Below are 17283 nucleotides of genomic sequence, written 5' to 3' on the forward strand. Positions count from 1 at the left end.
CACTCCAACGCACCTGATTGGCCTCATCCACAACAACAGCGCAAAAAAAGAGCCTCAATTGAGGCTCTTTTTTTGCGCTACTACAAATTATGCATTTGTTTCAGCTGGAATTTTTGGATAGCTTACGCCACCCATTTGCTCTGCAATACGTAAAACTTGGCAGCTATAACCTACTTCGTTATCGTACCAAACATAAGCAGTTAAACGGTTACCCGAAGTGATTGTTGCTTGCGCATCAAATACACCTGCTGTACGCGAACCGATAAAGTCAGATGATACAACTTCAGTCGAGTTGGTATAACCGATCTGACCTTGAAGGCTAGAGCTGATTGAAATTTTACGAATGTATTCGTTCACTTCATCACGATCAACTTCTTTATCTAAAGTTAAGTTCAAAATCGCAAGTGAAACGTTTGGTGTTGGAACACGTACAGAGTTACCTGTCAGTTTACCTTGAAGTGCTGGAAGTGCTTTAGCTACTGCTTTAGCCGCACCAGTTTCAGTAATCACCATGTTTAACGTTGCAGCACGACCACGACGGTCTGCTTTATGGTAGTTGTCGATTAAGTTCTGGTCGTTTGTGAACGAGTGAACTGTTTCAACATGACCATTCAACACTGTGTATTTGTCATGTAATACTTTAAGTGTTGGTGTAATTGCGTTGGTTGTACAGCTTGCTGCAGAGATAATGGTATCTTCATCAAGAATGTCAGCTTGGTTCACACCAAACACTACGTTCTTCATGTCGCCTTTACCTGGTGCAGTCAAGATCACACGTGCAGCGCCTGGGCACTTAAGGTGTTGAGCAAGACCTTCAGCATCACGCCATTTACCCGTGTTGTCGATCACTAACGCATTGCTAATACCATAATCGGTATAATCAACTTCAGTTGGGTTCGACGCATAAATGACTTTAATGAATTGACCGTTTGCAATGATTGCTTCGTTTTCTTCATCAACAGAAATCGTACCAGAGAATGGACCATGGATTGAGTCACGGCGTAATAAAGATGCACGTTTTTCCAAATCACCATCAGATGACTTACGAACCACAATCGCTTTTAGGTTCAAACCACGTCCAAGACCAGACTGACCAATCATTAAACGTGCAAGAATACGACCGATACGACCAAAACCATAAAGAACAACGTCACGACCTTCTACTGAAGTCGCACGACCTTCTACTGATTTAACAGCTGCTGCAACAAATGCATCAACATCGCCACCTTGCTCTTTAAAAGCAACGGCTAATTTGCCTAGATCAATTTCAGCAGTACCAATATTTTCAATTTTAGCCAACGCTTCAAGAATTGGGAACGTGTGTACAACTGAAAGCTCAACGTCCATCATACGAGTGAAACGGTGCGCTTTTAAAATTTGGATAACTGAACGGTTAACTAAAGAACGTCCAAACACTGAAACCACAATATTTTTTTCACGGTAAAGCTGACCGATCAAAGCGATCATTTGTTCCGCGATTTCTTCACGGTTTTTCCAGCGACCTTGGTGTTCTGCGTGTAGGGCGATGATAGTCTCTTTGCTCACAGATACGTCCTCTAATTAATTTAATCTAAGCGTAAATTTTAAAACCCAACAATTGTAAAGGATTTAGCGCCAAGTTTGAATCGAAAGCTGCAAATGCATGATGTTTTTTGTCGTATATCCATTATTAATTTAAGAAATGATTGCATTTAGTCTTATGATTTTGCAGTATAAAAATTAAAAAAATATTTTTTAGATAAAAAATAAACAGTTACGCAAATGATGTTTTATCAAACAGTCAACTATTCTTAAAGGGCAAGAAACAAATAAGAAACTTGCTTATCGCCCAAATTCTAGTGCAATGACAGCTCCAAACATCATCAAATTAGTCTGAATGGTGCTGTTTTTCAAAATGCTCAATATTTCGTTCGAGCTGTTTTTTATTTTGTTGCTGTTTATATAAATGCAACACGCCTTCAATAATAAGCAATAAGACTGCAAACCAAATTGGAATATAAGTAAACCACTCACCTGCCTCTATACGCTCCCCCATGGCAACTGATGCTCCTGCTAATAAAACAGGCTCCAAATAACTCAGCAAACCAAAGATCACAAAAGGTAAATAACGACTCGCAAGTATATAACTTCCAAGTCCCATCGCACTTAAGAAACCCAGTCCGATGACCGCCAAAATCAGGTGTGGAAACTGTTGTATCAAAGCCAAACTATCGCTATGCACAAAGCCCAAATAGAACGCGACAGGTAAAATTAAAAACAGATCCCACCAGAAGCCACCCAAATGATCCGTTTTACAAACACGGCGCAGGAAGAAATACAAAGGATAAGCCAAAGCGATATAGACTGTTTCCCATGCCATGCTACCAATACGCCAAATTTCATGTCCTACCCCTAGCACTGCAAGGGCTACCGCAGCCATTTGCCAGCGAGATAGTTTTTCCTTGTAAAGGATGCAACCAACCAACACCATGACCAAAGGCAGCAAAAAATAACCGAGCGACACTTGTAGACCGCGACCATTCATGGGTCCCCATAAAAATAGCCACAACTGCGTGGTACATAAAACCGAACTAAACAATAACCAAGCAATCATCCAAGGTTGTTTAAAGATACGCTTAAACAACTCCGAAATGAGTTTTAAATCACCACTCCACCACATGAATGCGGTTAAAAAGGGTAAGGTCGAAAGCATACGCCAAGCAAAAGTTTGCTCACTATCTAAAGGCTTTAAAAAAAAGGTATAAAAATACAAAACCCCAAAAGTGACGGATGCTAAAACCGATAGTGCGACACCTTTATACATCCTTCACCCCACATTGAATTACACGATTTTTTACTAGGTTCCGATTATAAAGCGTTCGACTGTATAAAGCTTTATTATTCAAGTTTTAAGATACGTATATGAAACTAAAAAAGCCATGCTTCAGCATGGCTTTCAAGGCTTAATAGATTTTACTTTTGCAATTGTTTGGTATGAATCAAATCATTCAAATCATAACCCACTGACTTTGCATATTCTAAGTATTCATTAATGACCTTTTGGTCTGGTTGTGGCGAGCGAGAAAGCACCCACATGTACTTACGACGTGGCTCACCCACTAAAACCGTTTCATAGTCATCATCAATTTTTAAAATCCAATAATCCCCGCGTGCCACAGGTAACCAACGCACCGCCTCAGGTAAAAAACTCACTTTCAACTTACTATTAAAAGGTGGGTTTTGTACAAATGCTTCACCTATGGACTGCATCAGCTTACCATCTTGGGCATAACAGCGGTTATCTACTGTCACATTGCCATTTTCATTCAAGGTATAGGTAGCCGAGACATTACTTCCGCATTTATTTTGGAAGTACATGGGCTTACGTGCAATTTCGTACCAAACACCCAAATAACGGTCTAATTCAACCTTATCTACCACGGCTAAGGGTTTGCTCTGGGCATAAGCCATGGTTGCCATGCCTAACCCGACTAAAACAGCACCACCTACAGCAATTTTGGCAAGCGTAAAACCCGCCTTGGGAAGATTTGCAGACATAAACTGTACCTTTAATATTTCAGAATTTATGATCTAAAAATAAACATCTCTTTAAAAAATAATGCTTTCTGCCCAAATTACTGTAGCGTTATGTAAATGCAACTTAGGTTAGAAGTTGTGCTTTTAAGCGCAAAATTTCATCTCGCAGACGCGCAGCTTGCTCAAATTGTAACTCTTTAGAAGCTTTGAGCATTTCTTTTTCCAACTTACTTAAATGCTTGGCAAGAAGTTTCGGATCGGACAGCAAGTGCTGCTCATCTGCACTGAGCGTTTGATGTTGATCTGTGATACCACTTTCAACTTGATCATCTGTCAGCACTTCGCCTGTATCAATATCCTTTTTATTTTGTCTGATGGTGCTACGCGGAATAATGCCATGCAGCTCATTAAAGGCCATTTGTTTTTCACGACGACGGGCTGTTTCATCGATGGCTTTTTGCATCGAATCGGTAATACGATCACCATATAAAATCGCTTTGCCTTTTACATTACGCGCTGCACGCCCAATGGTTTGAATCAAAGAGCGCTCAGAACGTAAGAAACCCTCTTTGTCTGCATCCAAGATAGCCACTAAAGACACTTCAGGCATGTCCAAGCCTTCACGTAGTAAGTTGATCCCGACGAGAACATCGTAGACACCCGAACGTAAGTCATGAATAATCTTCACCCGCTCAACAGTGTCAATATCTGAGTGCAGATAAGCAACTTTGACCCCATACTCTTTCAAATACGAGCTTAAATCCTCTGCCATACGTTTGGTTAAGGTGGTAACCAAGACACGCTCGTCTAAATCTTTACGGATATTGATCTCAGACAACACATCATCAACTTGAGTCAATACCGGACGTACTTCAATTTCGGGGTCAATCAACCCTGTAGGACGAACCACCTGCTCAGCTATTTGCTCGGCTTTTTCAAGCTCGTATTTGGCTGGTGTAGCACTGACATAAATCGTTGCTGGCGTAATCCGTTCCCATTCTTCAAACTGCATTGGGCGGTTGTCTAAAGCACTAGGAAGACGGAAACCATAATTCACCAAGTTTTCTTTACGCGAACGGTCACCTTTATACATCGCGCCAATTTGCGGCACAGTCACGTGTGACTCATCAATAATTAGTAAGGCATCATCAGGAACATAATCAAATAAGGTTGGCGGCGCTTCGCCCGCGGGACGACCGGATAAATGACGTGAATAGTTTTCAATACCGTTGGTATAGCCCAACTGCTGCATCATTTCTAAATCATATCGAGTGCGTTGTTCAATTCGCTGTGCTTCAAGCAATTTGTCATGTGCACGGAAGAATCCTAAACGATCTTTTAACTCTTCACGAATCGTCCCAATAGCGCGTTCTAAATTATCTTTCGGTGTTACATAGTGACTTTTTGGATAAATGGTTACACGCGGAACTTTACGGACGAGTTTGCCTGTCAGTGGATCAAACCAACGAATCGAATCGACTTCATCATCAAACAACTCAATCCGAATTGCGTGCTGGTCCGATTCCGCAGGGAAAATATCAATAATTTCCCCACGGATACGATAGGTACCACGTAAAAACTCAAGCTCATTACGGCTATATTGCATTTCCACCAAACGACGAATGATGTCATCACGTGCGATACGATCGCCCTGTACAATATGCAGCAGCATGCTCATATAAGCATTAGGATCACCCAAACCATAAATAGCAGAAACTGAAGCAACAATAATTGCATCGCGACGTTCTAAGAGAGAACGTGTTGCAGATAAACGCATTTGGTCAATGTGGTCATTGATCGCTGAATCTTTCTCAATAAACGTATCTGAAGATGGCACATAGGCTTCAGGTTGGTAATAGTCATAATAACTGACAAAATATTCGACGGCATTGTTCGGAAAGAAAGATTTGAACTCACCATAAAGCTGTGCAGCTAAGGTTTTATTATGTGCCATGACAATGGTCGGACGTTGCGTCCGCGCAATCACGTTGGCCATGGTATAGGTTTTACCAGAACCCGTAACCCCAAGTAACAACTGGTCGTGATAGCCCTTTTCTATTCCAGCAACAAGCTTTTCGATAGCTTGCGGCTGATCACCTGCGGGTTGGTAATTGGTGACTAAATCAAAAGGTTGTTTCTCACTCACAGACATATCCCAAGATTTGCTTCATCAACCGACTATTTTAACAGATTCAATCCCGAGCAATTCTTGCTTTTAGATTTTTAATGTAATTTACTGAAAATATTACAAAGATTTTTCACTTGACCCCCCCGTATTTCAAGGGCAACATGAAGTGAAGAAGAGCGAAAAATCAGAGCCTATGACTTACCAATATCATGACGAAAGCATCGTCAAAAACCTAGATGAACATACCGTATTTGTGTTTGGTAGTAACATGGCAGGTCAACATGCAGATGGCGCTGCCCGAACTGCACTTGAACACTTTGGCGCAATCAAAGGCGTCGGGCGCGGATGGTCAGGGCAAAGTTATGCCATTCCCACTATGAACGAACACTTACAACAAATGCCGCTCTCGCAAATCCAACACTATATTGATGACTTTAAAATCTATACCAAAAATCACCCTAAAATGACTTACTTTCTAACCTCTATTGGCTGTGGTATTGCAGGTTATAAAGTTGAAGAAATTGCTCCTATGTTTAAAGGCATTTCTCATAATGTTATTTTCCCCGCATCATTTCGCCCATTTGTGGAAAGAACACTGCCACGTCTGAGTAAAAAATTTTTGCACACCATTTTTAACGATGCTGTGATTTTCAGTACCCAAAATGATGACATGCTGATTCAGCATTTGGCCTTAACCGATAATGAAAAAAGCTTAGCCAAAATTATCCTCAACACGCGCATGTATCCAACCGACAGTAATGGTCGCGATCGTGTGTTTGAAATTGAAGATATTTTACATGCACTATCTGGGAAAATATTTGATTTTGAGACCAACGCTGAGGGGCGCATGCTTTTTGGTGGTGCCATTCTAGCGCTGCTGGAACTTTATAATCTCAATGAACAAGACTTCATTGAGGTTTGGCAAGGCAGCCGAGAAATCGCACCACCAAAACCCGAACATCGTGCGCGGAAAGCCTCACGTTGAAACCCATCTTTCAAACCCAAAAGCCAACTCTATGAGTTGGCTTTTTGCGTCATAGATTTGCATAAAAACTGATCGTTAAACGTAACGCCATATCAGCTCAACGTGTCTATACGTGACTTAGGTGTTGCAGATTTTTTCTTTTCGACTGATGTAAATAGATTTACACTGCAAATCATAATTATATTTTTCAAAAATTTAAATACATTATGCGAACCAATCTACACATCGAAGCATTAAAGTCTAAAAGAAATAAGCATGCCGTTTTTAGTGTGGCTATTGCCGTTGTCATGCTGATTGCATTTTATCAACTGCCTCAGTTTCAGGATTTTAATTTTATAAATCTATCCCCAGTCTACTTTATCTTCATTGTATGCTTATCCTTCCTCAAAAAGACAAAGAACGAACAACCAAAAAAGAACAACCTCCTCTTAAATATTTTATTCATGACGGCGCCCTTCTTCATCATTAATGTTTTTGCACTTTCCAGTCTCAGCAAATTTACTGACTATTCGGCTGTGCGTATTGCAAAACATATACCCAACCCGCAACACGTCGAGGGACAAATTCTCTTAAACAGCTACACTGTGGGCTCTGGGCGTAATAAATCACATTATGAAGATGTTGTTTTAAATGAGCCTTCTCAGCAGCAAGCACTAAGACTGGTCTGTAATTTTATAGATCGTTTTAAGAGCTGCCCGCTCTTAGAAGACCTGCAAGAGCAAAAAGTCAGTATCCGTTATTACACAGACAGTCGCCAGTTTATCTACCCAGAAGTTTTGGTGTTATCGGTCACAGCGGACAATACAACCATCAGCAGCCAAGACTTCCTGCAGATCTACCAACAACAACGAAGCAATTTTTTGATGTATTTATTCTTCATGGTATTGCTTCCAAACCTGTTGGTGATCAATTTATTTTGGCGCGACCATCAATATCAACAATCACAAACTTTTCGCTATCGACCTCAAAGCATTTAGCGCTTATCAATATCAGCATATACGCTCTTTAAGCTCCAAAACCATTGGAACTTATGCACTTTCTATGAGCAATAAATATGCATTTTTTAACTAAAGCACCCCATAAACTCACATAAGTTTTTAAAATAACTTTTTTTATCACATTATTTTAAAAAGTTTTTTTAGCGCTTATACTGCTTTAAATTCCAACATAAAAACGAGATATAAATGCAATTATTGGACTCTCCTATTTTTGAATTATCTCCCATTGCCATGTGGTTAGAAGACTTCAGCGAAGTACAAAAACAATTCGATCTTTGGCGGAGTGAAGGTGTTGAAGATATTGCGTCCTTTCTGTTGGAAGATGAATCACGTATTTTAAGTTGTGCGCATAAAATTAAAGTCCTGCATGTCAACCCGCAAACCTTAAAACAATTTGAAGCCCAAAGTTTTGAAGACTTAACCGCAAACCTTGCGCAAATTTTTAAAGCAGATATGTCAAGCACTCATTTAAATGAGCTGGTCGCGCTTTGGAATGGTGAGACCTTATTTGAAAATACTGCTGTAAACTATACGCTTACAGGCCATCGCCTTGACATTCGCCTGCGTGGGACAGTACTTCCGGGTCATGAACACGATCTTTCATTGGTTCTGATCACCACGGAAGACATTACACCTTATGCCAATGCACAACGTTTAGAAGAAAAAAGTCGTTTAATTGCTGAGGCACGTTTTCAATACTCGCCCACTTCACTTTGGGTTGAGGACTTTAGCCGAGTCAAAGCACGTTTAGATCATTTACGTCGTTTGGGGATCAGTGACTTTAAAACTTTCCTTGATGTCCACAATGACTTTATTAATGAATGTCTCAGAGACATCATGGTTACCGATGTCAACCAAGCCACACTCGATTTGTTTGCGGCACGTGACAAAGACCATTTACTTAAAAATTTGCATAAAGTCTTTCAGAACGAAACCCAACAGACCTTTCGACATCAACTGCTCGAACTGTGGGATGGCAATATTCAACATAACTGCGAGGCGGTCAATTACGCACTCGATGGCAGTATTCGCCACGTGCTGTTACATTTTGCCGTGTTTCCAGGCTTCGAAGACGATTGGGGTATGGTTCAACTGGCGCTCACCGATATTACCGCGCGTAAAAAAGCTGAAAATTATCTTGAATACTTAGGCAAGCATGATGTCTTAACCAAACTTTATAACCGCTCTTTCTACAGCACTGAAATTAACCGACTTGAGCGCAACAACCTACGCCCTGTGTCTTGTATTTTCTTAGATATGAATGGCTTAAAAGCTATCAATGATAACCTTGGTCATGATCAAGGCGATAGCTTATTACGCCGTATGGGGAATACCCTGAATCAGTTAATTGAAAATACCCAATACTCAGCATCAAGGATCGGTGGTGATGAATTTGTGGTGCTATTACCTGCCGCCGATGAAGCCGCATTGAACCACTGTATTGAAAGTTTGCATGAGCTTTTAATGGTGGATAACCAATTTAATAATCATCAACCGATTAGTGTGTCGGTTGGCACTGCTACCAGCCATCCAAATGAGCGGGTTGAAGATATGCTTAAACGTGCCGACACTGCGATGTATGAACACAAAAAAACCTACTATGCAGAAAATGATCGACGGGTTAGCAATTACAACCCAGCGAATGATCAATAAAAAAGCGCCCTGTTTTAGGGCGCTTTTTTATCTCAATGGCGAATCAACGTTTACCCATTGAACGACGGGTGCCACGTGGTGGCATCCAAGTACGATCTGCATACTGTTCAGGTTTTGGACGAACCTGATTATGTGCAACATCGTCAGCACTTTGTTCTGCATTTGGCATTGGGAATGGGAGATTCACCAAAGGTTTTTTTGAAGTAGGCTGTTGCTTACTCATGACCATCACTCTCATCAAATTGCGCTTATTTTAAAGTTTTTTTCATAAAGATGCGAGAAACTTCCTAATTCTGTACATTTTTGAAATCATTAATTCAAAATTGAATTTTTTTTATGTTTTTTGCAGAAAATCTGTGTTTTTAAACGCCTTGCTTGAGTTTTTTAAGCTAAGATAGTGTGCTTTTTATTTTTTAAACCCTATAAGAAGGAATACTGCCGTGGACGTACGTCTCTCTGATCGTGTGAATGCCATCAAACCGTCCCCAACTCTTGCTGTTACCAACAAAGCTGCTGAATTAAAAGCGGCAGGCAAGAACGTTATTGGCTTGGGCGCAGGTGAACCTGACTTCGACACCCCACAACACATCAAAGATGCAGCAATTGCAGCGATTAACAACGGTTTCACAAAGTACACCGCTGTAGATGGTACGCCTGGCCTTAAAAAAGCGATTATTGCAAAATTCAAGCGTGACAATAACCTTGATTATGCTGCAAACCAAATTTTGGTTTCTTGTGGCGGCAAGCAGTCATTCTTTAACTTAGCATTAGCTTTGTTAAACAAAGGTGATGAAGTGATCATCCCTGCACCATTTTGGGTAAGCTACCCAGATATGGTGATTATCGCTGAAGGTGTTCCTGTTATTGTAAAATGTGGTGAAGAACAACGTTTCAAAATCACACCTGCTCAACTTGAAGCAGCGATCACAGATAAAACGCGTTTAGTGGTTTTAAACAGCCCATCAAACCCAACAGGTATGATCTACACTAAAGCTGAATTAGAAGCTTTGGCTGACGTTCTTCGTAAATACCCAGAAGTTTATATCGCTTCTGACGATATGTACGAACCAATCCGTTGGGATGACGAATTCTATAACATCGCAACAGTTGCACCAGACCTTTATGACCGCACAATCGTGTTAAATGGTGTGTCTAAAGCGTATGCAATGACTGGCTGGCGTATTGGCTATGCAGCAGGCCCTGCTAAGCTTATTGGCGCAATGAAAAAAATCCAATCGCAATCAACTTCAAACCCAACTTCTATTTCACAAGTTGCTGCTGAAGCTGCGTTGAATGGCCCTCAAGATGTTCTTGAGCCAATGATTGAAGCATTCAAACGCCGTCATGACTTAGTTGTTAGCGGTTTGAACGACATCAACGGTATTTCTTGCTTACCTGCTGATGGTGCATTCTATGCATATGCAAACATCCGTCCATTAATTCGTGCGAAAGGCTTAAAATCTTGCACAGAATTCTCTGAATGGTTATTGGAAGAAACTGGCGTTGCCGTAGTTCCTGGTGATGCATTCGGCTTAGGCGGTTTCATGCGTATTTCTTATGCAACTGCTGATGACGTACTTGTAGATGCGCTTGCACGTATCAAGAAAGCAGCTGATTCAATCGAAGGCGTAGATGCTGCGATTGCTTCAATTGCTGCTGAAAAATAATTTAACCCTTTAAAGTTAGATTAGAGAAACCCGCGAACTTCGCGGGTTTTTTATTTTTTAACAAAATCTGAAAAATTTGCTCTTAAGCCCGTTTAAATAATTTTAGAGCCGTGTAGTACCAGCAGAATCTATGGTATCTACGTCTTTATTGCTCGATGACGCCGAGATCACCAAGGCAATGCCTGCTAAAATAATCGTCGCAGAAATAATGATTCGGAAACTCAACGCTTCCCCAATAAACAATGCCCCACCCAGAATCGCCAAACATGGCACGGACAATTGCACACTACTGGCCGTGACCCGATCAATTTTCTTCACTATTGCATACCAAAGTACATATGCCCCACTCGATGCTAAACCACCAGATAAGAGTGCCAACAGCATACCTTTTGGGTTAATAAAACTCTGTGTGTAAAAAAATAAATAAACCAAGACAACAAAAGGAATCCCCACTACAAAATTTGCCAAGCTACTAGCCAATGGATTATGCATATTTTTACCTGCGATGCTATACATAGCCCAACCTATGCCTGAAAGCATCATCAGTGCAGCATAACCCAAAGGAGGTGCCGAAGCCCCTGGTAGTAATAAAATCAAAAGACCTAAAATAGCAATCGACAGCCCCAACCCGCGTCGCAAATTGATTTTTTCACCATGACACAGGCCATAACCGACCATACTCAACTGTACTGTCCCAAACAGGAGTAATGCACCTACACCCGCATCAATATGCAAATAGGCCAGTGAAAAAGCCACAATATATAAGGCAAGAAAAAATCCGTTTTTTATACTCCACTCTATTTTGGCCTTATGAGTAGAGAGCATATACAGTAGAAATAACACCATTGCACCGCTACAGACCCGAAGCAAGCTAAAACTCATCGGATCAATCTGCTGCTCAGCCAACGCTAAACGACATAGCACCGAATTGGCTGCAAAGGCCAACATTGCAATGGAAATTTTAAGCAGCATGTTTGAGCGTCCTTATTCAACAGCCTGCTTTAGATATATCGAATATATCTTATTAAATCTAGAGAGTTTTTCTCATGAAATTTATCAGCAATATCAATGTGCAACTCAGATGATTCAACCTGAATACCTTATTATTTATCATCATCTGGTGAAAATAAAGCAATCACATCCGCTTCCGTGAGCTGCTCTGTAGAATACTTGAATTGGTAAAAATCAGGCTTATTATCAATATAAATTTCTGTTGTAAGTTTTAAATCTTTTGGCTGTTCTTCCATCGCAAATACATTGATATTGCAATAGCTGCCGTCCTGAGTTCGCCAAAAAAGTGACGTGCCACATTCGCTACAAAAACCACGCTCCCCCCAATCCGACGACTTGAATAATTTTAAATATTCTTGATTGTCAAACTTTAAACTACTAGGTTCGACATCAATACTCATGAGCACCCCGCTCGACTGCTGGCGGCACATAGAACAATGACAAGCATGCACATCATGATTTTTAAGTGCTGCTTGGAACTTAGTTTTACCGCATAAACAGGACACGTTCATTGTGAGTTCCTTCTTCATGTGAAGACTGTGTAAAATTACTAAAACCTTGTTTATCTTATATATAAATAAAAAACAAAAGAGTGTATAAATTTTGTGCACCATTTTAAAACAATGCTCACGTTTAGGCTGCTCCGTTCTATCAACACTCAAATTATCAAAATGAATAATCCTAAATCTTTTCCCTACAATATGTTCATAGCATGAGCTCAATCCATCATTACGGTTTCGTTGATTTTATACTGATCAATCCAATGCTCAATATTGACGAAAAGACTGAATTTTGCTTAATTAGGTAACAAGTTCCAAAAAGGAACTCATAGATAAATATAGGACTGAACAAGATGAATCCCAAAGAAATGACAGGACTACAACTCTTAGAAGCCATGTCTACAGGAAAAATTCTACCTGCAAGTATCAGTGAAACCATTCCCATGCAGCCTTTTGAAGTTTCTGAAGGGAAAATTAGCTTTAAAGCAAAAGCAGATCATCGCCATTTAAACCCGCTTGGTGGCGTGCATGGTGGCTTTGCAGCAACAGTACTCGACTCAGTGACGGGTTGTGCCGTACATACTATGCTTGAAGCAGGTGTTGGCTATGGCACCATTGACCTGAATATTAAAATGTGCCGACCGATTCCAAAAGACAAAGAACTACTCGCCGTCGGTAGCGTGATCAACATCAGTAAAAATTTAGGTATTTCTGAAGGTAAAATTGTAGATGAAGACGGTAAACTCTACGCCCATGCCACAGCCACCTGTATGATTATTCGTTCCTAAAAACGAAAGGCACTGATAAATTTCAGTGCCTTTTTTCACGCTAAAGCAAACTTTAATGCAGCACGACAGATCAAATTGCGGTTTTAAACCTCTTCAGCGTCTGCAATTTTGAGACATCGGGACGCTCAGCCCCTTTATAAATACAATAGTATTTAAATGCGCTGTCTAAACTCACGTCTAAACTTTTACCTTCAGCAGCAGACCAGACTTTTGAACGATTATTACCTGATAAAGCACTGCCTGACAACTGATACAAATACAGATCATGTTCTCGCTGCACAGTCTTTTTAAGAGTAGTCGTCGACTGTGTTGAAAGTAACTGACAAGGACTATTGACCAGCCAACGCTCACTAAACCAAAGTTGTAATAAATCACCCAAATACAAGTCTGTACAACCGACTGGCCAAACATCAATATAGGCAGACTCTACAGGGGTATAGTATTGTTCAGGGTTTGAAATAATAGAGAGATACTGATCTTGGTAATCAGCTAGGTTTGTAAAAATATCGGAAATGGTAAGCGTATTCATTCGCTTTCTCCTGTTTAGCCATTTTAGTGCTGGCAAGTTGGTTATAAATCCACACTGTTTAAGTTTTCACTTAAACGCTCTGTTGTTGAAATCAGACTATCAACGACTTTTCAACATTGCAAGCACTTCAATACGATTTTTTTTGAAAATGATTTTTTTGTTCAAATAAAAAGCATCCAATATAAAAATGACAGCAACATGACATTTTAGACTTGACCCACTATGAAATGTCCTTATAATCGCATGCAGATTCTCCAATAGCTCAGTCGGTAGAGCGACGGACTGTTAATCCGCAGGTCCCTGGTTCGAGCCCAGGTTGGAGAGCCAAATTCTAGAAAGCCCACACTATATGTCGTGGGCTTTTTTCTTTTCTACGTCTTAAAAGTTTCGCTGCTTAAGAGGTAAATCCCCGAGTTAAACCCAACAGAAAGCCAGAACTAAGCCACTCTCGAAAAATAACTTATCTTAAAAACACTAATAAATGATTCACAATAAAAGTCATTGGCACATTTAAAACACATATAGATGTTCGTTCAGATCACTTCCCGATCACAGCAACTGAAATAAAAAAATGGGAAGGACAAATTATCGGTGAATTATTGGCCCAACATCTTGCTGAACAATTCAATCAACAACTCAAGATCGCTGCAATTCACGATGAGGATTGGAGATACCAGCTTAGTTTTAGTGATTCCGCTTATAAAGATATTTCTATTGGATATAATCGCTATGAGCAAAATGACAACTTATTTTTAATTTTTATTCACCCATCACAACCATTCATTAAAAAATATTTTTTAAGAAAATAGATCTTTCAACGCAATTAAGTCATGTCTCTGAAATTTTGCAAAATACTCTTTCTGATGCAACATTTTTTCATGAGCTGCAATGGTGGAACCTAGAAGATATGAAAAAAGTACAATAAATCTTCGTCAAAATCCTTAAGCATCCCTACTCAAACAACTCATTCCACTGACTCATATTTCGCGACTTTATTGAAAGAAATTACAGCCCTCAATACATCATATCTACCCTTCTTTAATAAAAAAGCCCAATCGATAAAATTGGGCTTTTTAATGAGTCAGGGCTATCTACACTGAGAATCTGTAAATTTTTAACAGTTTACAAACTGTAGCATTCACCCGCTTTATTCCTAAGCCACTTCCGCAGGCACACCACTATGGAAACGGAACACATCATCAGGTGTACTAATTAGCTCTTTTTCAACGTTACGGATATGATCAATACGAGCTTGAATATCTTCTTTCGGATTCTTCAATTTACCCGTTTGCGCAACCTCTAGGGCCAAAGCCAAGTAGTCTTCAAAATGGCGTGATTCAGACTTTAGCAAGTAGCGATAGTAACGACCTAATTCATCATCCACCAAAGGTGCTAACGCGTAGAAACGCTCACATGAACGCGCTTCGACAAAGGCACCAATGATTAAAATATCAATTAAAGCCTCGGGCTCATAAGTCCGCACTTCTTTACGTAAACCACCCGCATAGCGACCCGCACTCAGATTGCTCCAATCTAACCCGCGCTTTTTCATAAATTCAAGCACTTGCTCATAATGCAGCATTTCTTCGCGAACCAGTTGTGCAAGCTTAACTTGTAGATCGGTAAAAAAGCTATAACGAAACATCAGGTTCATCGCTGTACCTGCAGCTTTCTTCTCACAATTCGCGTGGTCTTGCATCAGCACATCAAGATTAGTCAGTGCTTCAGTCAACCAAGCTTTTGGTGTTTCACAACCCAAGAAATCCATGACGGGCTTCATGAGTTCATCATAATTGATATTCGACATATTCAAATCTTAAAAACTTTAAAATTAACGTGCAGCTTTAATAACCGCTTTCATTTCACGCACGGCTTGTTCCAAGCCCACAAAAATAGCATCGGCAATTAGTGAGTGTCCGATGTTTAATTCGTGAATCTGTGGAATTTGCGCAATTGGCGTCACATTTTCAAGGTTGAGCCCATGCCCAGCATTCACCACTAAACCTTTAGATGCTGCATATTCAGCACCTTTGACAATACGTTCAAGCTCATGTTGCTGAGCTTCAGGGGTTTCTGCATCAGCATAAGCACCTGTATGAATTTCAATGGTTGGTGCACCACAAGCAACTGCTGCATCAATTTGTGCAAAGTCAGCATCAATAAACAAGGACACATCACAGCCAATCTCAGACAAGGCTTGAGTTGCCGCTTTGACATCGTCAAAATGTCCAATCACATCTAAACCACCTTCAGTCGTCACTTCTTGGCGCTTTTCAGGAACAAAACATACATGGTGCGGTTTAATTTCTTTGGCAAATGCAATCATTTCATCTGTAACTGCAAGTTCCAAATTCATACGTGTTTTTAGTACTGGGCGCATACGACGCACATCATCATCTTGAATATGACGACGGTCTTCACGTAAATGCAAGGTAATCCCTTCCGCTCCTGCTTGCTCACAGATCAATGCTGCATTAACTGGATCTGGATAAGAAGTCCCACGCGCTTGTCGTAAAGTTGCCACGTGGTCAATATTTACACCAAGTAATGCAGCCATATTCATTTCCTAATTACGATTGAGTTTGAGTATTCTGAATCCACAATTGACGACTTTTTAAGGGTCGATCGCCCAACAATGAACTGATCATTTGTCGATACAACTTGGTCAGCAATTGTAACTGTTCCAAACCAAAATCCCTACCCTTTTCATATTGGCACATGCTTAAAATTTGCTGTCCGTTTAAGGTCGCTCGCGAGGCTTGTGCAGTAGGAATAAAGCCTTCATTCAGCTGGAATATATAGTTGAGTGATGCTTGAATTTCAAGTTGATTGGCATCGGTCGAAAAATCTAAGGCATAGCCCAAATCTTCCAGCAGTTCATGCTCAAACTGTCTTAGAATTTGTTTTAAAAACTGATTAGGATTTGCTTGCTGCGCAAGTTGTTGTAATTGCGTTAGCGTATGTGCATATTGAGCAAAACTTTGCTCCATTTGTACTTCGAGCGGACATAGTCTGAGCAGAATCTCATTGAGATAAAAACCTGAAAAAAAAGCATCCCCAAAGAAAAAAATCGGCTGATTGACAATTTCAAGTTTTGTAAAATTTTTGAGTTCAGATTTACCCGAAGCTTGTAAACAAATCGGCTGATATTGTGGCGGCGGGGTTTGTCTTAGAATGCCATCAACTCGCCCATGCTCTTGGGTAAATAAATGCACAATATGACTACGTTCACGGTATTTTCTGTGGTGAATTAAATAACCATGCAGTACTTCATTGCGCATGAGGAATTAACTAATCTTTTTTATCTTTATCATTCTGTTCACTGTCTTCATCATCCCCATCTGGGATAACAGCACCAACCACCGCTGCGGTTCCTTTCACCACGCCTTTTGTGGTTTTATACGCAATCTTTACAGGAACGGTGACGATCTTGTGTATACAACCTTGCAAAAACAACATACAAGCCATTACTGCGAACACTTTGACCATAACACCATCCCTATAAAAA

Annotated in this window: 17 protein-coding genes and 1 tRNA gene; 6 read left to right on the forward strand and 12 right to left on the reverse strand. The window is 40.3% G+C overall.

From position 1 onward, the window contains the following. Positions 1–87: 87 nt before the first annotated feature. From GVX98_RS07355 to uvrB, 4 genes are all read right to left on the reverse strand, one after another. Complete coding sequence (locus tag GVX98_RS07355) at positions 88–1545, reverse strand: glyceraldehyde-3-phosphate dehydrogenase (protein ID WP_004980374.1); 1458 nt, start codon at positions 1543–1545, stop codon at positions 88–90. Between the two features lie 322 nt (positions 1546–1867). Next, positions 1868–2803, reverse strand: a complete 936-nt coding sequence (rarD, locus tag GVX98_RS07360) for an EamA family transporter RarD (protein ID WP_159127666.1) — start codon at positions 2801–2803, stop codon at positions 1868–1870. 149 nt (positions 2804–2952) lie between these two features. Continuing rightward, the gene (locus tag GVX98_RS07365; protein WP_078389000.1) at positions 2953–3537 is read right to left on the reverse strand and encodes a lipocalin family protein; all 585 of its coding nucleotides are present in this window, start codon (positions 3535–3537) and stop codon (positions 2953–2955) included. Between the two features lie 103 nt (positions 3538–3640). Next, positions 3641–5662, reverse strand: a complete 2022-nt coding sequence (gene uvrB / locus GVX98_RS07370; RefSeq protein WP_159127667.1) for an excinuclease ABC subunit UvrB — start codon at positions 5660–5662, stop codon at positions 3641–3643. A 175-nt stretch (positions 5663–5837) separates the two neighbouring features. Here uvrB and GVX98_RS07375 point away from each other — a divergent pair, with 175 nt between their 5' ends. From GVX98_RS07375 to GVX98_RS07385, 3 genes are all read left to right on the forward strand, one after another. Then, positions 5838–6629 carry a hypothetical protein gene (locus tag GVX98_RS07375; RefSeq protein WP_159127668.1) on the forward strand — a complete coding sequence of 264 codons (792 nt, stop codon included), beginning with the start codon at positions 5838–5840 and terminating at the stop codon, positions 6627–6629. Between the two features lie 443 nt (positions 6630–7072). Beyond that, complete coding sequence (locus tag GVX98_RS07380) at positions 7073–7606, forward strand: hypothetical protein (protein ID WP_159127669.1); 534 nt, start codon at positions 7073–7075, stop codon at positions 7604–7606. A gap of 207 nt (positions 7607–7813) precedes the next feature. Continuing rightward, a complete protein-coding gene (locus GVX98_RS07385) occupies positions 7814–9280 on the forward strand; it encodes a sensor domain-containing diguanylate cyclase (protein ID WP_159127670.1) in 1467 nt (488 codons plus the stop codon). Positions 9281–9323: 43 nt separating this feature from the next. On the opposite strand, the gene GVX98_RS07390 is transcribed toward GVX98_RS07385, so the two are convergent. Further along, positions 9324–9503 (reverse strand): hypothetical protein, encoded by a 180-nt coding sequence (locus GVX98_RS07390; protein ID WP_004693646.1) that lies wholly within the window; start codon positions 9501–9503, stop codon positions 9324–9326. A 217-nt stretch (positions 9504–9720) separates the two neighbouring features. Between GVX98_RS07390 and GVX98_RS07395 the strand changes: the two genes are divergently transcribed. Continuing rightward, positions 9721–10947: a pyridoxal phosphate-dependent aminotransferase gene (locus tag GVX98_RS07395; RefSeq protein ID WP_004693649.1), complete on the forward strand. Its 1227-nt coding sequence runs from the start codon at positions 9721–9723 to the stop codon at positions 10945–10947. A gap of 102 nt (positions 10948–11049) precedes the next feature. Here GVX98_RS07395 and GVX98_RS07400 read toward each other — a convergent pair whose 3' ends face one another. Together GVX98_RS07400 and GVX98_RS07405 are read right to left on the reverse strand one after the other, a co-directional pair. Next, entirely contained in the window at positions 11050–11919 is an 870-nt protein-coding gene (locus GVX98_RS07400; RefSeq protein ID WP_159127671.1) for a DMT family transporter, read from the reverse strand. 131 nt (positions 11920–12050) lie between these two features. After that, the gene (locus GVX98_RS07405; protein WP_004980391.1) at positions 12051–12470 is read right to left on the reverse strand and encodes a GFA family protein; all 420 of its coding nucleotides are present in this window, start codon (positions 12468–12470) and stop codon (positions 12051–12053) included. Positions 12471–12811: 341 nt separating this feature from the next. Here GVX98_RS07405 and GVX98_RS07410 point away from each other — a divergent pair, with 341 nt between their 5' ends. Beyond that, on the forward strand, positions 12812–13246 hold the full coding sequence (locus GVX98_RS07410; RefSeq protein WP_004980394.1) for a PaaI family thioesterase: 435 nt from the start codon (positions 12812–12814) through the stop codon (positions 13244–13246). Positions 13247–13316: 70 nt separating this feature from the next. On the opposite strand, the gene GVX98_RS07415 is transcribed toward GVX98_RS07410, so the two are convergent. After that, positions 13317–13775 (reverse strand): hypothetical protein, encoded by a 459-nt coding sequence (locus GVX98_RS07415; protein WP_004980396.1) that lies wholly within the window; start codon positions 13773–13775, stop codon positions 13317–13319. 251 nt (positions 13776–14026) lie between these two features. Here GVX98_RS07415 and GVX98_RS07420 point away from each other — a divergent pair. Further along, a tRNA-Asn gene (locus tag GVX98_RS07420) sits at positions 14027–14102 on the forward strand. 826 nt (positions 14103–14928) lie between these two features. Here GVX98_RS07420 and GVX98_RS07425 read toward each other — a convergent pair. From GVX98_RS07425 to GVX98_RS07440, 4 genes are read right to left on the reverse strand one after another with little or no spacing between them, the layout of a single operon-like run. Beyond that, positions 14929–15582 (reverse strand): tRNA-(ms[2]io[6]A)-hydroxylase, encoded by a 654-nt coding sequence (locus GVX98_RS07425; protein ID WP_159127672.1) that lies wholly within the window; start codon positions 15580–15582, stop codon positions 14929–14931. A gap of 24 nt (positions 15583–15606) precedes the next feature. Then, positions 15607–16332, reverse strand: coding sequence for a pyridoxine 5'-phosphate synthase (gene pdxJ, locus GVX98_RS07430; protein ID WP_159127673.1), 726 nt, complete (start codon positions 16330–16332; stop codon positions 15607–15609). Between the two features lie 13 nt (positions 16333–16345). Continuing rightward, complete coding sequence (recO, locus tag GVX98_RS07435) at positions 16346–17056, reverse strand: DNA repair protein RecO (RefSeq protein ID WP_159127674.1); 711 nt, start codon at positions 17054–17056, stop codon at positions 16346–16348. Positions 17057–17066: 10 nt separating this feature from the next. Beyond that, positions 17067–17264, reverse strand: a complete 198-nt coding sequence (locus GVX98_RS07440; RefSeq protein WP_004693662.1) for an NF038104 family lipoprotein — start codon at positions 17262–17264, stop codon at positions 17067–17069. Between the last annotated feature and the right edge of the window lie 19 nt (positions 17265–17283).

Source organism: Acinetobacter sp. 8I-beige (assembly GCF_902505955.1).
Lineage (GTDB): Bacteria > Pseudomonadota > Gammaproteobacteria > Pseudomonadales > Moraxellaceae > Acinetobacter > Acinetobacter johnsonii.